The organism is Streptomyces sp. NBC_00464, from assembly GCF_036013915.1.
Classification (GTDB): domain Bacteria; phylum Actinomycetota; class Actinomycetes; order Streptomycetales; family Streptomycetaceae; genus Streptomyces.
The window spans coordinates 7,556,975-7,576,998 of sequence record NZ_CP107899.1 but is presented as its reverse complement, the minus strand read 5'-3'; the positions used below and the strand labels follow the sequence as shown (position 1 = coordinate 7,576,998).

General features: G+C 71.1%; 17 protein-coding genes and 1 riboswitch. Of the genes, 8 read left to right on the top strand and 9 right to left on the bottom strand.

Translation table 11 applies throughout. The features are described from left to right. The first annotated feature begins 23 nt into the window (after positions 1-23). Positions 24-1,484: a DHA2 family efflux MFS transporter permease subunit gene (locus OG912_RS34045; protein ID WP_327712663.1), complete on the top strand. Its 1,461-nt coding sequence runs from the start codon at positions 24-26 to the stop codon at positions 1,482-1,484. Positions 1,485-1,548: 64 nt separating this feature from the next. Here OG912_RS34045 and OG912_RS34040 read toward each other — a convergent pair whose 3' ends face one another. Further along, positions 1,549-4,059, bottom strand: a complete 2,511-nt coding sequence (locus tag OG912_RS34040; RefSeq protein WP_327712662.1) for a SpoIIE family protein phosphatase — start codon at positions 4,057-4,059, stop codon at positions 1,549-1,551. A gap of 134 nt (positions 4,060-4,193) precedes the next feature. Here OG912_RS34040 and OG912_RS34035 point away from each other — a divergent pair, with 134 nt between their 5' ends. Then, positions 4,194-4,364, top strand: coding sequence for a hypothetical protein (locus tag OG912_RS34035; protein ID WP_326734622.1), 171 nt, complete (start codon positions 4,194-4,196; stop codon positions 4,362-4,364). A gap of 199 nt (positions 4,365-4,563) precedes the next feature. On the opposite strand, the gene OG912_RS34030 is transcribed toward OG912_RS34035, so the two are convergent. After that, positions 4,564-4,752, bottom strand: coding sequence for an antitoxin (locus OG912_RS34030; RefSeq protein WP_327712661.1), 189 nt, complete (start codon positions 4,750-4,752; stop codon positions 4,564-4,566). A 265-nt stretch (positions 4,753-5,017) separates the two neighbouring features. On the opposite strand from OG912_RS34030, the gene OG912_RS34025 reads away from it, so the two are divergent. Beyond that, positions 5,018-6,604 (top strand): GMC oxidoreductase, encoded by a 1,587-nt coding sequence (locus tag OG912_RS34025; RefSeq protein ID WP_443061047.1) that lies wholly within the window; start codon positions 5,018-5,020, stop codon positions 6,602-6,604. Between the two features lie 91 nt (positions 6,605-6,695). Here the strand turns inward: OG912_RS34025 and OG912_RS34020 are convergent, their stop codons facing one another. From OG912_RS34020 to OG912_RS33990, 7 genes are all read right to left on the bottom strand, one after another. Then, complete coding sequence (locus tag OG912_RS34020) at positions 6,696-7,175, bottom strand: carboxymuconolactone decarboxylase family protein (protein ID WP_326734625.1); 480 nt, start codon at positions 7,173-7,175, stop codon at positions 6,696-6,698. Continuing rightward, positions 7,172-8,251 (bottom strand): NAD(P)H-dependent amine dehydrogenase family protein, encoded by a 1,080-nt coding sequence (locus tag OG912_RS34015; protein WP_327712659.1) that lies wholly within the window; start codon positions 8,249-8,251, stop codon positions 7,172-7,174. The genes OG912_RS34020 and OG912_RS34015 overlap by 4 nt, the downstream gene beginning before the upstream one ends. 122 nt (positions 8,252-8,373) lie before the next feature. Beyond that, positions 8,374-9,849 carry an FG-GAP repeat protein gene (locus OG912_RS34010; RefSeq protein WP_327712658.1) on the bottom strand — a complete coding sequence of 492 codons (1,476 nt, stop codon included), beginning with the start codon at positions 9,847-9,849 and terminating at the stop codon, positions 8,374-8,376. 197 nt (positions 9,850-10,046) lie between these two features. Then, on the bottom strand, positions 10,047-10,925 hold the full coding sequence (locus OG912_RS34005; protein ID WP_327712657.1) for a LysM peptidoglycan-binding domain-containing protein: 879 nt from the start codon (positions 10,923-10,925) through the stop codon (positions 10,047-10,049). Between the two features lie 3 nt (positions 10,926-10,928). After that, positions 10,929-11,113, bottom strand: a riboswitch (cyclic di-AMP (ydaO/yuaA leader). Positions 11,114-11,409: 296 nt separating this feature from the next. Further along, on the bottom strand, positions 11,410-12,243 hold the full coding sequence (locus OG912_RS34000; protein ID WP_327712656.1) for an ABC transporter ATP-binding protein: 834 nt from the start codon (positions 12,241-12,243) through the stop codon (positions 11,410-11,412). Positions 12,244-12,250: 7 nt separating this feature from the next. After that, positions 12,251-13,300: a FecCD family ABC transporter permease gene (locus OG912_RS33995; RefSeq protein ID WP_327712655.1), complete on the bottom strand. Its 1,050-nt coding sequence runs from the start codon at positions 13,298-13,300 to the stop codon at positions 12,251-12,253. Further along, entirely contained in the window at positions 13,297-14,379 is a 1,083-nt protein-coding gene (locus OG912_RS33990) for a FecCD family ABC transporter permease (RefSeq protein ID WP_327712654.1), read from the bottom strand. The genes OG912_RS33995 and OG912_RS33990 overlap by 4 nt, the downstream gene beginning before the upstream one ends. Positions 14,380-14,540: 161 nt before the next feature. Between OG912_RS33990 and OG912_RS33985 the strand changes: the two genes are divergently transcribed. The 5 genes from OG912_RS33985 (at position 14,541) to OG912_RS33965 (ending at position 20,019) form a co-directional block, all read left to right on the top strand. Continuing rightward, on the top strand, positions 14,541-15,536 hold the full coding sequence (locus tag OG912_RS33985; protein ID WP_327712653.1) for an ABC transporter substrate-binding protein: 996 nt from the start codon (positions 14,541-14,543) through the stop codon (positions 15,534-15,536). Beyond that, positions 15,533-16,330, top strand: coding sequence for a 2,3-dihydro-2,3-dihydroxybenzoate dehydrogenase (locus OG912_RS33980; RefSeq protein ID WP_327712652.1), 798 nt, complete (start codon positions 15,533-15,535; stop codon positions 16,328-16,330). The genes OG912_RS33985 and OG912_RS33980 overlap by 4 nt, the downstream gene beginning before the upstream one ends. 139 nt (positions 16,331-16,469) lie before the next feature. Beyond that, positions 16,470-17,675: an isochorismate synthase gene (locus tag OG912_RS33975; protein WP_327712651.1), complete on the top strand. Its 1,206-nt coding sequence runs from the start codon at positions 16,470-16,472 to the stop codon at positions 17,673-17,675. Continuing rightward, entirely contained in the window at positions 17,672-19,375 is a 1,704-nt protein-coding gene (locus OG912_RS33970) for a (2,3-dihydroxybenzoyl)adenylate synthase (RefSeq protein WP_327712650.1), read from the top strand. Before OG912_RS33975 ends, OG912_RS33970 begins: the two co-directional genes overlap by 4 nt. An 11-nt stretch (positions 19,376-19,386) precedes the next feature. Further along, a complete protein-coding gene (locus tag OG912_RS33965) occupies positions 19,387-20,019 on the top strand; it encodes an isochorismatase family protein (RefSeq protein ID WP_327712649.1) in 633 nt (210 codons plus the stop codon). Positions 20,020-20,024: the final 5 nt, after the last annotated feature.

Genomic DNA, 20,024 nt, shown 5'->3' with positions numbered 1-20,024 from the left:
CAGAGCAGTTAAAAGGAGTTGCCGTGTTAGGCAAGAAGCGAGTGGGAAGCGGGCCGGCCGGGCTCGATGGCGCCCTGCTCACCCTGGTCGGCGTCATGGTGCTCGGCGGGATGATGTCCTACCTGGACGCGACGATCGTCAACGTCGGGATCAGCACGCTGGGCGGCGAGTTCCACGCATCCCTGGCCACCGTCGAGTGGGTCACCACCGGCTATCTGCTCGCGGTCGCCCTCGCCATTCCGCTGGCCGGATGGGCGATGGTCCGCTTCGGCGCCAAGCGCATGTGGCTGCTGGGCCTCTCGGTCTTTCTGGCCGGGTCCACGCTCTGCGCCTTCGCCTGGAACGCGGAGAGCCTGATCGCCTTCCGTATCGTCCAGGGCCTCGGCGGCGGAATGGTCGACCCGATCATGATGACGGTCGTGGCGGGTGCCGCGGGACCTGCCAGGGTCGGCCGGGTCATGGGCCTGGTCTCCGTACCGATCACGCTCGGACCGGTGGTCGGCCCGATCATCGGCGGTCTGTTGCTGGACAACCTCTCCTGGGAGTGGATGTTCCTGGTCAACATCCCGTTCGCGCTCGCCGCGATCGTGCTGGCGGTACGGGTGCTGCCGGCCGACCCGCCGCCGGACAAAGGCCCCGTCCCGCTCGACTCGCTGGGCGTCGCGCTGCTCTGCCCCGGATTTGCCGCGCTCGTGTTCGCCCTGTCACGGGCCGGCGGCGAAGGGTTCGGCGATGCCGGGGTGATCATCGCTCTGGGCCTCGGCCTCGCCCTGTTCACCGCGTACGCCGCACACGCTCTGCGCACCACTCGCACGCCCCTGCTCGATCTGCGGCTGTTCGCCGGCAAGGGCTTCGGGGCAAGCGTCGCCACCATGTTCCTGCTCGGCGGCGGGCTGTTCTCCCTGCTCTTCCTGCTGCCCCTCTACTACCAGCAGGTGCAGGGGCACAGCGTGCTCCGGTCCGGTCTGCTGCTCGCCCCGTTGGGCCTCGGCACGCTCATCGGCATGCCGGTGGCGGGCCGGCTGGCGGACCGTGTCGGCGCCCGCCGGCTGGTGCCCACCGGCGCCCTGCTGATCGGGGCCGGCGCCCTGGTCTTCACAGGTTCCGATGCAGACACCCCACAACTCGCACTGACCGCAGCGCAGTTCGCCGCGGGCTTCGGTATGGGACTGGTCGGCGCGCCGACGATGGGATCGGTCTACCGGACCGTGCCGGGTGACGCCGTGGCGGGCGCCACCGGCGCCGTCTTCATCCTCAACCAGATCGGGGCGTCGCTGGGCATCGCCGTCGTCGCGCTGATCCTCCAGGACGGCGGTTCCGTCACGACACCCACGGCCGCCACCTTCTCCCGCGCCTTCTGGTGGCCCGTCGCAGCGGCGGCCGTGGTCTTCGTCGCGGGACTGCTGCTCCCTGGCAGGCCGCAGCCCGAACCCTCGGGGGCCGATCCGGCGACTGCCGCCCATCCGGCGACCGGCCCGGCCTGACCGGACGCCCCGGGGGCCGGGCTGCGCGAGGGCTGAGATCCGTACGTCCTCCGGGCGGCGGACCTCAGGGGTCGTCGGCCCACCGGGCGGCGAGAAGCAGGGCGATGTCGTCGGGACGGTCCGCGGCCTGCCTGGCACGGCCGATCACATGGTCGGCCGTTTCCGCCAGGGAGGCCGGGCCGAATCCGGCGATCGTGCTGCGCAACCGCTCGACGCCCACGTCGATGTCCGTTCCCGACTCCTCGACCATGCCGTCGGTGTACAGGGCGAGCATCGCGCCGGGGGCGAGGTGCAGCTCGGTGACGGGGTAGGACGCCTCGGCGTCGATCCCGAGGACGATGCCGCCCGGCAGGTCCATGACCTCGGCCGTGCCGTCGGGCCGGCGCATCACGGGTTGCGGATGACCGGCTCGCACGGCCTGGGTGCGGCCGGTGGCCGGGTCCATGACGACGTAGCAGCAGCTGGCGAACTGGCCGGGGTCGAGATCGATGAGCAGCCGGTTGGTCCCGCTCATCACTTCCTGCGGATCGTGCCCGCTGAGCGCGAACGCCCGTAGTGCGCTGCGCAGTTGCCCCATGGTCGCGGCGGCGGCGACGCCGTGACCCTGTACGTCCCCGATGACCAGGGCGAGCTTGCGGCCGGTCTCGATGACGTCGTACCAGTCACCGCCGACGTCCATACCCTGGGTGCCGGCGAGGTAGCGGCCCGCGGTGTCCACGCCGTCCACGACGGGCAGTCCGTGCGGGAGCAGGACGTCCTGCAGTCCGCGGGCCAGGGCCGCCTCGGTGTCGTACCGCTGGGCTCGTTGGAGCGCCTGCGCGATGAGGCCGGCCAACGCGGTCAGGACCGTACGCTCCTCCGGGCTGAAGCCGCGCGGCTGGTCGAAGCCGAGAATGCACGAGCCGACGTGCCGCCCGGAGGCGATCAGAGGAAGGAAGGCGCGCGCGCCGACGTCGGCGTCCATGGGGATGCCGGGATACGCGGCGGCCAGCCGCTGCATCGACTCGAAGAAGATGGGGCGCCCGGTGGTCAGGGTCTCGACCCCGGGGATACGGGCGTCCAGGGCGACGCCGTCGAACCGGTCCAGGAAGCCGTGCGGGAAGCCGGTCTCCCACTCCAGGTAGAGGTGGCGCTCCTTGAGCAGGTAGATCGCGAGCTGCCGGCCGCCGAAGGCGGGGAGCAGCTCCTCGGTGACCACGGCGGACACCTGGCGGGCGGTGACGGCCTCGGTGAGGGCGATGGCCAGGGCGACCGGCCGGTAGAGCGCGGCGGAGCGGTCGGCGGGCGAGCCGAGACCCAGGCCGGGCGAGACGACGGACCCCGGTGTGTAGGCCGGCTGTTCGGTCGGGGCGAGGACGGCCGTCAGACCGTCGTGACCGGGGTACAGCGAGACGGAGAGCCACGACGGAGGGACGGCGCGGCGGGCGAGGAAGTGGACCGGCGCGTCGGAGATCATCGCGGCACGGTAGTGATCCTCGTAGGCGGGGTTCGCGAACCACGGCAGGGCCTCCCAGAGGACCTGTCCGACCAGCTCCGACCGGGGACGGCCGAGGATCTCCTCGGCCAGGTGGTTGATGTAGGTGATCCGGGCGAAGCGGTCGAGGGAGAAGATGCCGCGCGGCAGCCGGTCGGCCGCCTCCGCGACGACCGGGCCGATCCCGAGGTCCACCAGGAACCCCGCCAGATGGGTCGTGGTGGTGGGGTCCGCGGCGTTGTCCCGGCGACCGGACACCTCCAGCAGGTGCGAGCGTCCGTCGGGGCCGCGCAGCCGCATCCTGCGGACGACCGGCCCGCCCGAGCCCACCGCCTGGCGGCCCAGCGCCCACAGCCCGTACAGGTCCTCCGGGGCAAGCCGCGCCGCCAGCGCGTCGATGGTTCCGGGGAACTCCTCCGGTGCGGTGCCCAGGATGGCGCACAGCTCGTCGTCCGCGCCGACGGCGCCGCTTTCGAGGTCCCAGTCGAAACGGCCGATCCGTACCGGTGGCGAACTTCCTGCCGGAAGCTGGACGGGAAGCGGCTCCTCGTCCCACGCCGCCTTCGTTCCCGCGGACTCCAGTCCGGCCAGTGCCGAGCCGAGCCCTTCGGCGACGCTCCGCAGCCTGCGCCGGTCGGCGGTTCCCACCGGCTTCCCGGGGGTCGCCGGGCGCAGTACGACCAGCACCGCGACCGTCTTCCCCCCGCTGACGACCGGTACATAGAGAGAGCCGAAGGGGAACGGCAGGCCCGCCATCAGCTGCGGAAAGCGCCGCATCGCCTCCTCCGCGTCGGCGAGGTGCACGGCGTGGCCCGACCGGAAGGCTTCGGCGACCGGGAACGGGCGGTTCACATGCATCCGCCACCAGGGGCGGAACAACGGTCCTGGCAGCCCCGCAAGCACGGCCAGACGCAGCAGCCCCGGGGTGAGGGAAGGCAGGTAGACGCCGCCGGCCTGCCCGCCGGCGGACTCGATCGCGTTCACGACAGCCTGCGCGAGCACCAGGGACAGTTCGTCCGGCGCCCGGCCACTGTCCAGTCTCCCGGACAGACTGCCGCTCGCACTGAGCGGAGTACGCCGGGCAGCGCCGTACCAGGTCACACAGCCAGCATGCTCCCCCGCCGCCGTGCCGCGCACTTCAGGAAGCACCGCACCGGTGACCGAAATGCACTCTTCGTCCTTGTGTGCAAGTCTGAAGGCGACCCATCGTCCGACATCCGCGAGGAGGCACGATCATGGGCAAGAAGCAGAGCCGGCAGAACCGCGGCGCCCGCACCGGGGGGCATGAGCACGCCGCGACCACCGAAGCCAAGGCACAGACGGGCACGACGCCCGAACCCGACGCGGTGAAGGCGATCTCCGAGCAGGTCTCCCACAAGCGCGAACGGAAGTTCGGCCACAACTGACCTTCGGGCGACCCGGCGCAACCGCAGGACGGCAACGACGGAGCGACGGCGGCCAGGACATGGCGGCTGCCACTCCATCGCTGCCGTCCTGCGGTCGCGATGACTCCACGGCCCCGTTACCACCTTCGCCTCATCACCTCACGACAGACCCCAGGCCTCCGCCCGTACGGGCGGAGGCCTGGTGGAGGGTGCGGGCGTTCTACCGTTCGTCGGCGGGCGGACGGCGTTCGCCGGTCTGGTCATGGAGCTTCTGCTGGGCGGAATCGACCTGACCGCTGTACTTGTTACCCGTCTTCTTGTCGATGAAGTCGCCACCCTTCTCGACTCCCTGGCGGGCCTGGTCAGGGTGCCCCTTCATCAGGCCCTTGATCTTGTCGAGCATGCTCATGACTTTCCTCCTCATGGAACGCTGACCCTCCCAGCATCCATGCGATACCCGGGCCCCGCACCCCGGGACGCGACCCGCTGGAGCGAACACGGCCCGCCACCGTCGACGGACGGCCGGGGACCGGGAAATTACCCATAGGTATGTAGTGACTTCTCACGCAAGCGCCAGTAGAACTCGTTCCCATTCGATCGAGAGTGAGGAACGTCACATGACGGATTCGAGCTTACCCCACAAGGGATCGAGCGGTGTTTCACGGCGCAGATTCATGGCTAGAACAGGTTTCATCCTGGGAGCCGCAGCGCTCTCGGGTCACGCCACCTCCGCCCAGGCGCGTACCACCAGCGCAGCCGCGGTGATCGGCAGCGGGGACCACGTCCCGGTTCTGGTGGTCGGCACCGGGTACGGGGGTTCCGTGGCCGCCCTGCGGCTCGCCCGGGCAGGCGTCCACGTCCACATGATCGAGATGGGAATGGCCTGGGACACCCCCGGGGCGGACGGCAAGATCTTCGCCAACACGACGAACCCCGACGGCCGTTCGTACTGGCTCCGCACCAAGTCCAAGCAGCCCCTCAGCAACTTCCTCGGCTTCCCCATCGACCGGGCCATCCCCCGCTACACCGGCATCCTGGACGCCGAGGACTTCAGCGGCATCACGGTGTACCAGGGGCGCGGGGTCGGCGGCGGGTCGTTGGTCAACGGCGGCATGGCGGTGACACCCAAGCGCGAGAACTTCGGCGCCATCCTGCCGACGGTGAGCGCCGAGGAGATGTACGCGACCTACTACCCGCGCGCCAACTCCGGGCTCGGGGTGGCCACGGTCGACCCCGCCTGGTTCGACACCGTCGACTGCTACAAGTACGCCCGGGTCGGCCGCAAGCACGCCCAGCGCTCCGGCTTCCCGTTCGTGTTCGTGCCCGATGTGTACGACTGGGACTACATGGAGCAGGAGGCGGCCGGGACCGTACCCAAGTCGGCACTGGACGGTGAGATCCTCTACGGCAACAACTACGGCAAGAAGTCGCTGCAGAAGACCTATCTCGCCCAGGCCGCGGCGACGGGCAAGGTCACCGTCTCACCGCTGCACCAGGTGACCTCGGTCTCCCCGGCGACGGGGGGCGGCTACACGGTCGTCATCGACGAACTCCGCACCGACGGGAGCGTCGCGACCACCAAGACGGTCACCGCGGACAAGGTGTTCTTCGCCGCGGGCAGCGTCGGCACGAGCAAGCTGCTGACCCGGCTGAAGGCCACGGGTGCGCTGTCCGGTCTGAACGACGAGATCGGCAAGGGCTGGGGCGACAACGGCAACGTCATGTGCGGCCGCGCCAATCACGTGTGGGACGCGACCGGCGCGGTCCAGTCGAGCATCCCCTGCGGCGGCATCGACAACTGGGCCGCCGGGGGCGCGTTCGCCGAGGTCGCACCGCTGCCGACCGGGATCGAGACGTTCGCCTCGTTCTATCTGTCGATCACGAAGAACCCGAACCGCGCGCAGTTCTCCTGGAACGCCGCCACGGGCAAGGTCGACCTGAACTGGCAGACCGCCTGGAAGCAGCCGTCCATCGACATGGCGAAGACGATCTTCGACAAGATCAACGCCAGGGAGGGGACGATCTACCGGACCGATCTCTTCGGCGTCTACAAGATCTGGGGCGACCACCTCACCTACCACCCGCTCGGCGGCGCCGTCCTCGACAAGGCCACCGACAACTACGGCCGTCTGCACGGTTATTCGGGCCTCTACGTCATCGACGGCTCGCTGATCCCCGGCAACACCAGCGTCAATCCGTTCGTCACCATCACGGCACTCGCCGAACGGAACATCGAGAAGATCATCGCCACCGATCTGTGACGGCGGGTCCCCTCGCGTGAGTCTTCCGGTAGGAGGCGACGGACAGGCCTCCTACCGGATGCGCGCCACAACAGGGCCCGCGGGCTGTTCTTCAGTGCCCCGGCAGTACGCACACCGCGTCGAGGCCGAGCACATGGTTGAGCCGGCCGAACGCCAGCCAGGAACCGATGCTCATACTGAGCTCGACGATCTCGTGCTGGCTGTAGTGCGCGGTCATCCGGGCCCAGAAGGCGTCGTCCAGGCCGTGGTGGTCCAGGGCGTACCGCTCGGCGTACTCGGCCGCCAGCCTGGTCCGGTCGTCGAAGACTCCGGTGGTGCGCCACTCGCTCACCGCACCGGCGAACTCCTCCTCGACCTTCTGACCGTCGCGTTCGGTGCGCCAGTCCAGGCAGAAGAGACAGCCGTTGATCTGCGCGATGCGCAGCCGGGCGGCCTCGAACTCACGGAGCCCGAGAGTCGTGTGCTCGTACACCGACAGGGAGAAGTTCGCGGCGGCCATACCGATGCCGGGGACCATGTCGCCCCACACGTAGCCGATCGGCTCCTGGCCCTCGGGGATATCGATGATCATGGCTGCTTCCTTCCGAGTCGGCCGGCTGCGGGACGCAGGGGGACGTCGAGGGCGTCGTAGAGTCCGGGTTCCGCTTCCACCAGCCAGTCGATGGCGTTCACCAGCCGGCCGACCGCGGTGGCGTTGCCGCCCGCCGACCGGTTCTCGCCCTCGTCGGTGGCCTCGACGGTGACCTCGATGCGGGGGCGCCCTTCGATGATCACGCGGTGGGCACCGGCCCCGTCGGGCGGCGACGGCCAGTCCGGCGCGCAGGAGGGATGGATGCGGGTGATGTGCTCGATCACGATGCGGGGTTCGCCCTCGACGATGCCCTGGACCTCGAAGCGGACCGCGCCCTGGGTGCCGGCCTCGAACTCGCCCATCGTCCTGGTGGTGACGGTGGTTTCGAGCGGCCGCCGGGCCATGGTCTCGCGGATGTCGTCGAGTTCCACGCCCAGGGCCCTGGCCATCAGGCGTATCTGCCCACCCCACACCATGGTCGGGACGGAGGCCGCGAGCATCAGCGGCTCGTACTCCATGGGGTGTCCCATACCGATCAGGTGGCGGACCGAATCGGGCTGGTCGTAGGTGGAGTAGTCGAAGATCTCCTGGCAGCGGATCGCGTCGACCGCGGTGCCGAGTCCGCTGATGAGCAGGGGCAGCACGTCGTTGCCCCAGCCGGGATCGACGCCCGAGACGAAGAGCGAGCCGCCCCCGCCGGCGACGGCGGCCAGCACCGGATCGCGCAGCTCGGGCGGGGCCCCGCGCTGGTCGTAGAGCGCGTACAGCGCCGGGGTGACGACGACGGCGCCCCCGGCCACCGCCCTGATGATGTCGGCGAGTGCCTCGTCGGGGCGGATGTCGCCGGAGGCCGCGTAGACGACGGCCCGGGGAGAGCCGGCCAGCACCGCGTCGATGTCGTCGGTCGCGGCGACGCCCAGATCGCGGTCCAGGCCGGCGAGGAGGCCCGCGTCGCGGCCCACCTTGGCGGGGTCGTGGACGAGCACGTGCGCGAGTTTCAGGGCCGGATGGGCCTCGACGGCGCGGATGGCCGCGCGGCCGACATTGCCGGTACCCCAGACCACCGTGGAAATCATGCGGCGGAGGGTAGCGCGCGGGATGAAAGGTTCATAGTGGCATCGCGCACCGGGTTCGGAGCGGACGGGAGAGCGGACCGGGGCGGGTCCGGCGGCCCGCCCCGGTCCGCTCTCCCGGCGCTCTACTCGTCGATCGTGGCTCCGTATCCGGCGCCCGTCCTCGCACCGCCGAACGGCCGGGCGTCGAACGTCCACGAGCCGGCGGGCGTCACGCCGCCGGCGCCGGCGGAGAACACCCAGACGACGCCGTCGCCGGCGTTCTCTCCCGGTGCTGCGGTCAGCAGACCGAACCGGCCGTCCTTGTTCGGGTCGGTCAGCCGCACCTGGCCGCCCCAGCGGTCGCCCTTCTCGGGGACGCCCGGCACGTCCACCGAGTTCTGGTCCCATGAGGCGGCGCCGGTGGCGGTGAGTCCGCCGGCCGCACCGCGCAGCACCCATACGGCTCCCGCGTCGGCGACCGCGCCGATGTCCTCGCCGGGGGCTCCGACGGCCACGTCCGCGTATCCGTCCCCGTCGGTGTCCGCCACCGATAGGTCGGCGCCCCAGCCGTCGCCTGCCTCCGGGCTGCCGGGGACGCCCGTGGTGTCCTGCGTCCACCACACGGGCGGGGTGCCCGGACCCTCGGCGCCCACGGGTCCGTCGCCCGTGCTGCCGTGGTACACGCCGACCGCACCGCCGGTCATCGACTCGCCGCCGTCGGGGCTGCCGGGCTCCCCGGTGACGAGGTCGTCGAAGCCGTCGTTGTCGATGTCTCCGGAGGCGACGGCCGGGCCGCCGCGCAGGTCGTGGTCGTAGCGGAGTCCCTGTACCTCGCCGAGGAGGACCGCGGACCAGCCGTGCCCCGGCTCGTCGCCGACGGTGACACCGGAGATGACGAGGTCGGCGAGACCGTTGTCGTCGTAGTCGCCGGTGGTCAGGGCGCGGGGTGCGATCTCGCGCCCGGGGGTGCCGGGGATGTGGCTGATGCTCGACGTGGCGTTCCGGCGGGTTCCCGGGTCGTACTGGAACAGGGTGAAGTCGGTACGGTCGGTGACGGCCAGCTGGTCGCCGGGGATGTCGGGGCTGAAGTGCGCCGCGGCGAGCGCGCTGCCGAATCTGCCGCCGGAGGCAGGCTCCGCCGTCTGCAGCCAGTCGCTGTCCGCGCCGGAGAGCCCTTGCGCGGAGCCCCACAGGACGACGACGCCGCCCGCGTCGGCCACCGGTTCGATGTTCTCGCCGGGGAGGCCCACGACCGCGTCGTCGAACCCGTCCCCGTCGAGGTCCCCGGTGGCCAGTGCGCGGCCGAAGCCGTCCCCGGCCTCGGCGGAACCCGGCACCCCGGTGGTGTTCTGGCTGAGGACGGCACCCCGGCTGGTGCCGATGCCGCCCGGCCCGCCGTACTGCACGGTCACGTAGCCCGCGCCCTTCTCGCCGCCGATGGTCCCGCCTGGCGCGCCGATGAGTACGTCCTCGTAGCCGTCACCGTTGAAGTCGGTGTTGCGGTCGTCCGCGTGCGTTCCGCCGGGGGTACCGGCAGAGGCGGAAGGCGCGGCGACGGCGGCCCCCGCCATCAGGAGAAATGAGGCCGCGGCAACGGCGGCGGGTCGGTAGGTGCGCACGAGCGGCTCCTCGGTTCAAGGATGACCGGGCGAGTCCGGGGGGGGACGCCGGGAAGGGCCCGTTACCCTCCTGACGCCCTGTTGGACCGGCTCCGCGGCACAAGGGTTGTACGGCATCGCAACAGGGGTGGAAGGGAGCTGTTCAGCTCCCTTCCACCCCTGTTCACGGCTCCGCGCGGGGGCGGATCCGCGGTGGATCAGTAGGCCCCGAAGACGTTGTCGATCGAGCCGTACGTGGCGGCGGCGTAGTTGCACGCGGCCGTGATGTTGGCGACCGGGTCCAGGATGTCCAGCGAGGTGCCGGGCACGTGGTACGCGTCGAACGTGGGCTGGATGACCTGGAGGAGACCCTTGGACGGGGTGCCGGCGGCCGCGTTCGAGTCCCAGTTGTTGACGATCTGCGGGTTGCCCGAGGACTCGCGCAGGATGTTGCGGTGGATGCTGTCGTAGCTGCCGGGGATGCCGTGCTCGGCCATGACGGCGAGCGACTCCTTGATCCAGCCGTCGAGGTCGTCGGTGTACGCCGTCGCGGTCTGCGTGGAGGTGGTCGCGGCGGTTTCCACGGCGACGGGCGCCGCCGTCCGCTGGGAACGGTCGGCGCGGTCGGCGCTCTCGGCCCGGTCGGCCGACGGCTGCGAGGCGCTGCCGGAGGTGTTCTCCGCCTTGAATTCGCTCTTGGTCGCCGCCTTGGGGGCAGCGGCCGCGGACTTGGCGCCGATGGTCAGCTTCAGGCCCGGGTGAATGAGGTCGGGGTTGCCGCCCACCACACTTCGGTTGTCCTGGTACAGCCGCTCCCAGCCGCCGCTGAGGGAATGCCCCCGGGCGATCTTGGAAAGGGAATCACCGGAGATCACGGAATAGGTGGTGGACTCGGTCTTCTGTGCGGCAATTTCCTTGCCGGACACGGAAGTCGGGGCCGCGGCCTTTTCTGCGACGACCGCCTGGGCGGGTGCGGCGGAAGCCGAACCGGCAGCGATCAGGGGGAGCGCGAGAACGACTCCGCCCGCGCTCACGGCGATGAAACCGCGGGTCAGGGACGTGGACTTGGAACGACGGTGGTGACCCTTGAAGGGCATGGCGCTTTTCCTCTCCGCCGCCTGCGAGGTGAGCTGTCGGGTTCGGACTGGAGATGTCCGGCCGCACATGGCGACTTCACCCCTAGCCGCTCCGGATTCCGGAACGGCGGCAAACCTGGGTCCCCCGCTCCTGCCGTACGTGAGTGGTCGGGTTACCGGACGGCGGCAGGATTCGGCGTTCCATCCGGATTGACGGCGACCGTAAGCGAGAAAGGGCAGGCGAAACAAGCCCGGAATTCTTGATCGCAATTAATTCGCAAGATCAATCAAAGGAAATGTGGGACGCCGGTCACACCGGGGCGGGTCAACTTTCTTGGCACGACAGGGAACCAGAGCCTCCGATTCTGCGTCGGAGGCCGAAAACGTGACGCTGGCCACTGCGCCCGAAAGGGGCGATTTGCTCGATATTCAGAAGCTATGACCCGGAGAAAGGTGACTCCGTCGAGCATTCTTAACTATTCCGAACAATCGCCCAAATGCGACATTACGGAGTGAGAGTCGGCCTCGTGGTCACGCCGGTGCGGCTGCGCGCCACCACGACGGGTGAGCCGTCGCCCGGGGCGTCGAGTATGTCCGCGTCGAGCGCGTACAGCTCCTTCACCAGGGCTTCGTCGACCGTCTCGCGGGGAGCACCCCGGGCGATGACGCGGCCGTCCTTCATCGCGACGAGCAGATCGGCGTAACGGGCCGCGGCGGCGAGGTCGTGCTGGACCATGACGACGGTGCGGCCGGTGGCCGCGACCTCGCGGACGAGTTCCAGGACCTCGACGGCATGGCCGAGGTCGAGGGCGCTGGTGGGTTCGTCGAGCAGGACGACCGGGGTCTGCTGGGCGAGGACCATGGCGAGCCAGCAGCGCTGGCGCTGGCCGCCGGACAGCCGGTCGATGCGCTCGCCGGCCAGTGCGGTGGTGCCGGTGGCGTCGAGTGCGTCGCGTACCGCCCGCTCATCCTCGCGCGACCACTGGCGCAGCAGCCCCTGATGCGGGCTGCGGCCGTAGCGCACCAGGCCGGCCACGGTGACCGCCTCGGGGGCGCGCGGCGACTGCGGCAGCAGGGCGACATGGTGGGCGGCCCGGCGCCGGCCGGTCTCCCAGATGTCCGTCCCGCCGATCAGGACCCTGCCGGACTCGGGCCGGTGGAGCCGGGCGACGGTCCGCAGCAGGGTCGACTTGCCGCAGCCGTTGGGGCCCACGATCGCGACGACCTGTCCCGCGGGGACGGTGAGTTCGACGTTCTCGACGACAGGGCGGCCCGGGTATCCGGCGTGCAGGCCAAGGACTTCGAGGCCCGCCTTCGCAGCGGTCGGATTCTCGGTCATGTGCGGCTCACGCCTTTCCGGCGGCCCGGTCGGGCCGCAGCAGTACCCACAGGAGAAAGGGGCCGCCGAGGACGCTGGTGACGACCCCGACGGGCAGTTCGACCGGCGCGGCAACGCGTCCGATCGCATCGGCCGCGGCAATCAGCGCGGCCCCGGTCAGCGCCGAGCCGGTGACCGGGACCCGGGTGGGACCGCTCAGCCGCTGGGCGAGGATCGGCGCGGCCAGTGCCACGAAGGCGATGGGACCGCCGACCCCGACGGCCGTACCGGCCAGCAGTACGGCGAGGACGAGTGCGCAGGTACGTACCCGCCGCAGGTCGACACCGAGGGAGCTCGCCACCTCGTCGCCGAAGCGCAGGAGTTGAAGGCGGTGCCCGGCCGCCAGCGAGAGCGGGACGAGGAACAGCAGGGCCACGGCCAGCGGCACTCCGGCGTCCCAGTCGCGTCCGTTGAGGCTGCCGACGGCCCAGAGGAACACGCCGCCCGCGGTGTTGTCGTTCTCGCGCGACATGATCAGGTCGCTGACCGCGCCGATGAAGGTGGAGACGCCGATACCGGCCACCAGCAGCCGGTATCCGGCACTGCCCGCTCCCCCGGCGCAGAGGACGACGAGGACCGCGGCGGCGATGGCGCCGAGCGGCCCGAGCCACCAGTTGCCGACCATGCCGGTGGCGGACCCCGCGGCGGCGGCCACCACGGCAGCGGTGGCTCCCTCGTTGACCCCGACCAGGTCCGGTGTGGCGAGCCGGTTGCCGGCCAGGGTCTGGGTGAGACAGCCCGCGACACCGAGAGCGGCGCCGACCAGCAGACCGGTGAAGATGCGGGGAAGCCGGAAGTCCCGCACGATCATGACGGTGCCGGCATCACCGGTTCCCAGCAGTCCCGAGAGGGTCTGCGAAAGGCTCATGCCGGTCGAACTCGCCATCACCGCCAGGGTGATGAGAAGGGCCAGCAGCGGAAGGAGCAGCGCGGCAGTGAGCGCGCTGCGCCTCGGAAGGAGCCAGGACAGCGTCCCGGTGCGGACCACGACGCTGTCGGGCGGGGTCACGTCGCTCATGCCGGTACCCCCGCGGTGGACAGCCGGGAGGAGCGGGCGATCCACACGAGCAGGGGGCCGCCGACGAAGGCGAGCAGCACGCTGACCGGGGTCTCCCAGGGCCGGATGACGATCCGCGCGAGAAGGTCCGCGATGATCATGATGTCGGCCGCGATCAGGGCGGACAGGGCGAGTTGGGCGGTCATCCGCGCTCCGGCCAGTGCCCGGGCCGCGTAGGGCGCGAACAGGCCGAGAAAGGCGATGGGCCCGGCCACGGCGACGGCGCATCCGGCGAGCAGCGAGACGGCCGCGGCGACGACGAGGCGGATCCGGCCGGGATGGTGCCCCAGGGAGCGGGCTCCGTCGTCCCCGAGCCCGAGCGCCGCCAGCGGGCGGGCGCTGCAGAATGCGGTGAGCAGCCCCAGCGCGATCAGGGGCAGGAGAGGCAGCAGGTCGGAGAGCTCGACGCCGGCGAGCGAGCCGATCGTCCAGTAGCGGTAGGTGTCGAAAGTGGACTGCGTACCCAGCAGGACGTACGAGGTGAGTCCGTGGAAGGTGGCGCCGAGCGCCGATCCGGCCAGGACGAGACGCAGCGGGGATCCGCCGCCGCGTCCGGACGCGGCGAACAGCAGGACGGCCGCGCTCGCGACCATCCCTCCGGCCAGGGCCCACACCAGCAACGAGGCGGGAGAGTCCGCACCGAAGAAGGTGAGCCCCAGCACCACGGCGAAGGCGGCGCCCGAGTTGACGCCGAGCAGTCCCGTCTCGGCGAGGGGGTTGCGGGTGGCGGCCTGCAGGAGGCATCCCGCCGTTCCCAGACACGCCCCGACCAGGACCGCGGCAAGCGTGCGCGGCAGGCGTACGTCCACGACGGCCAGGCGCAGTTGCGCGTCCGCCCGGGCGGCCGGATCGCCGACGAGGTAGTGCCAGGCGCCTCCCGCCGAACTCGACCCGGTGCCGACGAGCAGAGACAGCAGGACGAGGACGGGCAGCAGGAGCACGAGACCGGCGGCCGCCCACACGGCCGCGCGTCCCTCCCGCGGCAGGGCTTCGGTGGGGCGGGACTCGGCTTCGGGCCGTCCCCTTTGCGCGATCGACATATGGTTAGCCTAACCTAAGTAAGCCGGGTGGATGTCGGCGGCCCCCAGGGCTCCCCCATGCCCTGAAACGGCGTCAATCGCCCTGCCCTGTCCCCCTTCGGTGCGGCGGAGCAGCCACCCGGACCGACCCCATCACTCGAACGCAACGGAGATTCCAGGCCATGGCCCCGAATTCGACCTTCTCTTCCCACGGCCTTGCCCGCCCCTCGGTGGCGGCCTCTCTGATCGGCATCTGTGCCCTGGCGCTGACCGCCTGCGGGTCCTCGGATGCCTCGGAGGGATCTGACGGTTCGGGCGGGTCCAAGTCCGCGACGACGACTCAGGTGACGGACGCGACCGGGACGTCGGTGAAGGTCCCCTCGGCGCCCGAGCGGGTGGTCGTCCTCAGCGAGATGGACCTGGACGCGGCTCTCGCACTGGGCGTGAAGCCGGTGGGTCTGACCGCCGGCCGCGGCCAGAAGGGCGCGCCCGGCTACCTCGCGGACCGGGCGAAGGGCATCCCCGTGGTGGGCGCGGTCACCGGACCGGACATCGAGAAGGTCGTCCAGGCCAAGCCGGATGTGATCCTCGCCGGTCAGCTCGCCGACGAACAAGTCCTCCAGCAGCTGCGCAAGGTCGCGCCCACGGTCGTCACGATCGACGGCGCCAAGGACTGGAAGAAGGCGCTCTCGCTCACCGGGAAGACGCTCGGCAAGGGCAACCGGGCCGAGGCGTTCCTCGCCGACTACGACACCCGGGCCGCCGCCCTGAAGAAGGACCTGGGCGCGGAGGCCGGCAAGAGCGTGTCCGTCGCCCGCTACTCGGCCAAGGGCTCGGCCGTCATGCAGCAGGGCGTGTTCATCAGCGACGTCCTGAAGGACCTGGGCTTCACCCGCCCCGGAATCCAGAACGAGAAGGGCGAGGGCCACTCCACCCCGATCAGCGACGAGAACCTCAAGGAGATCGACGGGGACTGGCTCTTCATCGGCACGCTCACCTCCACCGGATCGGACCAGGACCTTGTGGGCGAACTGTCCAAGAAGCCTGCGTACAAGCAGCTCAAGGCCGTGAGCAACGATCGTGCGACCGTGATCGACGGAACGAAGTGGACGAGCCTGGGCGGCGCGCAGGCGGCCGTCTCGGTGCTCGACGACATCCGCAAGGCCATGGTCAAGTGAACCCCGCCCCGGAACTCACCGGCCGGCTCGCCCTCGTGACGGGGGCGGGCCGCGGGATCGGCGAGGCGGTGGTGCACGCCCTCGTCGAGCGCGGCGCCCGGGTCCTGGCCACCGACGTCGCCCCCGACGGCGTCCGCGCGCTCGCCCTGAAGTACGGCGGGCAGGTCGTGGCCCGCACACTCGACGTCACGGACTCCCAAGCCGTGGAGGCACTCGTCGCGGAGGCCGAGGACACGCTCGGCCCGCTGGACATCGTGGTCAACGTCGCCGGAGTACTGCGGACTTCGGCGGTCGCCGAGCTGACGGACGAGGACTGGGCGGCCACGTTCGCCGTCAACACCAACGGGGTGTTCCATGTCTCGCGGTCCGTGTCACGCCGGATGGCCGGACGCGGAACGGGCAGCATCGTCACCGTCGCATCCAACGCCGCGGGCATCCCCCGCACGGACATGGCCGCGTACGCGGCGTCCAAGGCCGCGGCCGTCATGTTCACCAAGTGCCTCGGCCTGGAACTGGCCCCCCTGGGCGTCCGCTGCAACACCGTCTCACCGGGCTCGACCCTCACCGACATGCAGCGCGGCATGTGGCCGGCCGGGGACGCACAGGTCGAAGCGGCCGCCGCCCGCCGCGTCATCGACGGGGACCCGGCGAGCTACCGCACCGGCATTCCGCTCGGCCGGATCGCCGACCCGTCCGACATCGCCGACGCCGTCGCCTTCCTCGTGTCCGACCGCGCCCGCCACATCACCCTGCACGACCTCTACGTCGACGGCGGCGCCACGCTGCGGGCCTAGGCCTGTTCCGAAAGTCCCGCCTGCCCGGCGACGCCCGGCACGCACGCTCGCGGCGGTACTGCCGGAACACGCCCCAGGACCTCTCGTTCGGCACCTTCGACAGCGGATCGCAGCCCTCCCCCACTGGAGACAAGAAGACATGTCTGCCTCACTGCGCGTACCCACCGCCCCGGCCCCGTCCACTCCCCACGCCTCCCCCGGTGCGGCCACCGCACTGCTCGACGCCTACCGGCCCGGCACCGACCGCTTCCTCGCCTCGTCGCGCCGGACCCTGCTCGCATCCGGCACAGCAGCCCAAGTCCCAGACGATGCAAGGCCGTTGAGCACCCGGGTGCGGGAGGTGCTCGATGCCCGGCGGCGCGCCGGGGACCCGGCACCGATCGTGGTGGGCGCACTGCCCTTCACACCGGGCGCCCCCCACTCACTGGCGGTCCCGCAGTCCGTCCGCCGGACCTCGGCGCTCTGCGAGGACCCGCTCATCGCGCTCCCCGGCCCTTCGGCGGAGCCCGGCACCTGGCAGACCCGCGAGGTCCCCGAGGCCGGCGCGTACACCGCGGCCGTCGCCGCGGCGGTCCGGCGGATGCGGGCCGGGGAGTTCGACAAGGTCGTCCTCGCCCGCACCCTGGAGCTGACCTCCCCGCACGAGCTCGACCTGCCCGCCATGCTGCGCCGGCTCGCGCAGCACGACCCGAAGGGCTACACCTTCGCCGTGCCCAGCGGGCCGGACCGCACCCTGATCGGCGCCAGCCCCGAACTGCTGGTCGCCCGAGCCGGGAACGTACTCACCGCCAACCCGCTGGCCGGCTCCGCACCGCGCAGCAGTGATCTGGCCGAGGACGTGCGACGGGCGGCCGCACTGCTGGAGTCCGCCAAGGACCTGCACGAACACGCGGTGGTCATCGACGCCGTACGGGAAGCCCTCGCCCCGTTCTGCCCGGGCCTCGACGTCCCCCAACACCCCACGCTCGTACGGACCGCCGCCATGTGGCACCTGTCGACGACCGTCACCGGAACACTCGCCGACCACGCCACCACCTCCCTCGATCTCGCTTCGGCGCTGCACCCCACACCGGCGGTGTGCGGCACCCCGACCGAGACGGCCCGCGCCGTCATCGCGGAGTCGGAACCCTTCGACCGCGGCGCCTACACCGGCATGGTCGGCTGGCAGGACGCGGACGGCGACGGCGAGTGGGTCGTGACGATCCGCTGCGCCGAGGCCGAGGGCCGCTCACTGCGGCTGTTCGCCGGCGCCGGTGTGGTGGCCGCCTCCTCGCCCGAGGCGGAGACCGCGGAGACCGCTGCCAAGTTCCGCACCTTCCTCAGCGCCGTGGGGGCCGCGCTGTGAGCGCCGCCCCGCAGGACGACGCCCCCACCTGGCCCGCCGGCTTCGCCGAGCGCTACCGCGCGGCCGGTCACTGGCGCGGCGAGACGTTCACCGGCGTACTCCGGGCGCGCGCCGCCGCCCACCGCGACCGCGTGGCGGTCATCGACCCCGCGGGCGGGCGCCGCGCCTGGACGTACGGCGAACTCGACGCGCGTGCGGGCCGGTTGGCGACGGGGTTCGCGGACCGGGGCATCGCCAAGGGCGACCGGGTCGTCGTCCAGCTGCCCAACGTCGCCGAGTTCGTCGAGGTCGTCTTCGCCCTCTTCCGGATCGGTGCGCTGCCCGTCTTCGCCCTGCCCGCCCACCGGGAGACGGAGATCGGCTACTTCTGCTCGTTCACCGAGGCCGTCGCCTATGTGATCCCGGACCGGCACGCCGGGTTCGACCACCGTGCGCTGGCAACCGCGGTGAAGGCGCGGACTCCCGGGCTGGAGCACGTGTTCGTCATCGGTGACCCGGGCGAGCACACCGCGCTGTCCGAGGTGCCCTGCGAGGAGGGCGGTCCGCTCGACGGGCCCGAGCCGCACGACCTGGCCTTCCTCCAGTTGTCCGGCGGCACGACGGGAGTGCCCAAACTCATCCCGCGTACGCACGACGACTACATCTACTCGTTGCGCGGCTCCAACGAGATCTGCGGCGTCGACGAGGACACCCGCTTCCTCGTGGTGCTGCCGGCCGCGCACAACTTCCCGATGAGTTCGCCGGGCTGGCTCGGCGCGCTGTACGCGGGCGGCACGGTCGTCCTGTGTCCGCGCCCCGATCCGGCGACGGCGTTCCCGGTCGTCGAGCAGGAACGGGTCACCATGACGGGGATGGTGCCGCCGCTCGCCCTGGTATGGACGGAGGCCGCGGCGGACGCGGAGCAGGACCTGTCCAGTCTGGAACTGGTCCTCGTCGGAGGTGCCAAGTACAGCGAGGCGGCGGCCCGTCGGCTGGAGCCCGCGCTGGGCTGCCGGCTCATGCAGGTCTTCGGCATGGCCGAGGGCCTCGTCAACTACACCCGGCTGGACGACGACGAGGAGACCGTGGTCACCACACAGGGCCGGCCGATCTCCGAGGACGACGAGATCCGGATCGTGGACGACGCCGGACAGGACGTCGCCGAGGGCGACTTCGGGCATCTGCTGACCCGTGGCCCGTACACGATCCGCGGCTACTGGCGCGCCCCCGAACACAACAGGACCGCCTTCACCGACGACGGCTTCTACCGTACGGGCGACATCGTGCGCCGCACCGCGAACGGCAGTCTCGTGGTCGAGGGCCGGGCGAAGGACCAGATCAACCGGGGCGGCGAGAAGGTCGCGCCGGAGGAGATCGAGAACATCATCCTCACCCATCCGTCCGTGCACGACGTGTCGGTGGTGGGCGTCGCGGACGCGTTCCTGGGTGAACGCACGCTCGCGTACGTGATCCTGCGCGCCGGCACCGAACCGCTGCGGCCGGTCGCGGTGAAACGGCATGTACGCGAGCGCGGAGTCGCCGCGTACAAGGTTCCCGACCTCGTCGAGTTCGTCGACGCGTTCCCGCAGACCGGGATCGGCAAGGTCAGCAAGAAGGGGCTGCGCTCCGGCTCCGCGCCCCGCTCCAGGTCCGGCTCCGCACCCGCCCCCGGTTCCGCCCCCGCCCCCGCTTCCGCTTCCGCCGAACACGCCCGGCACTGAAAGGCCGCCCCATGGCACTTCCCGCCATTGCCCCCTATCCCCTGCCCGGCGCGGACGACCTCCCCGCGAACCGGGTCGCGTGGACCGTCGACCCGGCGCGCGCCGTGCTGCTCGTCCACGACCTACAGAACCACTTCCTCGGCGCCTACCGCGCCGGCGAACAGCCACTGACCGGCATGCTCGGCAACACGGCCCGCATCATCGAGGAGTGCCGAGGCGCCGGCGTCCCGGTGGTCTACTCCGCGCAGCGCGGCGGCCAGACCGCTGAGGAGCGCGGGCTCCAGCTCGACTTCTGGGGCCCCGGAGCGGCCGACGACGCCGAGGCCCTGGCCATGCCGGACTCCGTCGCACCGGCCGCCGGTGACACGGTGCTCACCAAGTGGAAGTACAGCGCGTTCGTCCGTACCGAACTCGAGTCCCTGATACGGAAGTCGGGCCGCCACCAGTTGGTGATCACCGGTGTGTACGCACACATCGGCGTACTCATGAGCGCCGCCGATGCGTGGATGCGGGACATCCAGGCCTTCGTCGTGGCCGATGCCGTCGCCGACTTCTCGCGCGAGGACCACGACATGGCGCTGCGCTGGGCAGCGGGCCGCTGCGCGGTCGTGACCACCACCGACGCCCTCCTGAAGGAGATCTGAGCACC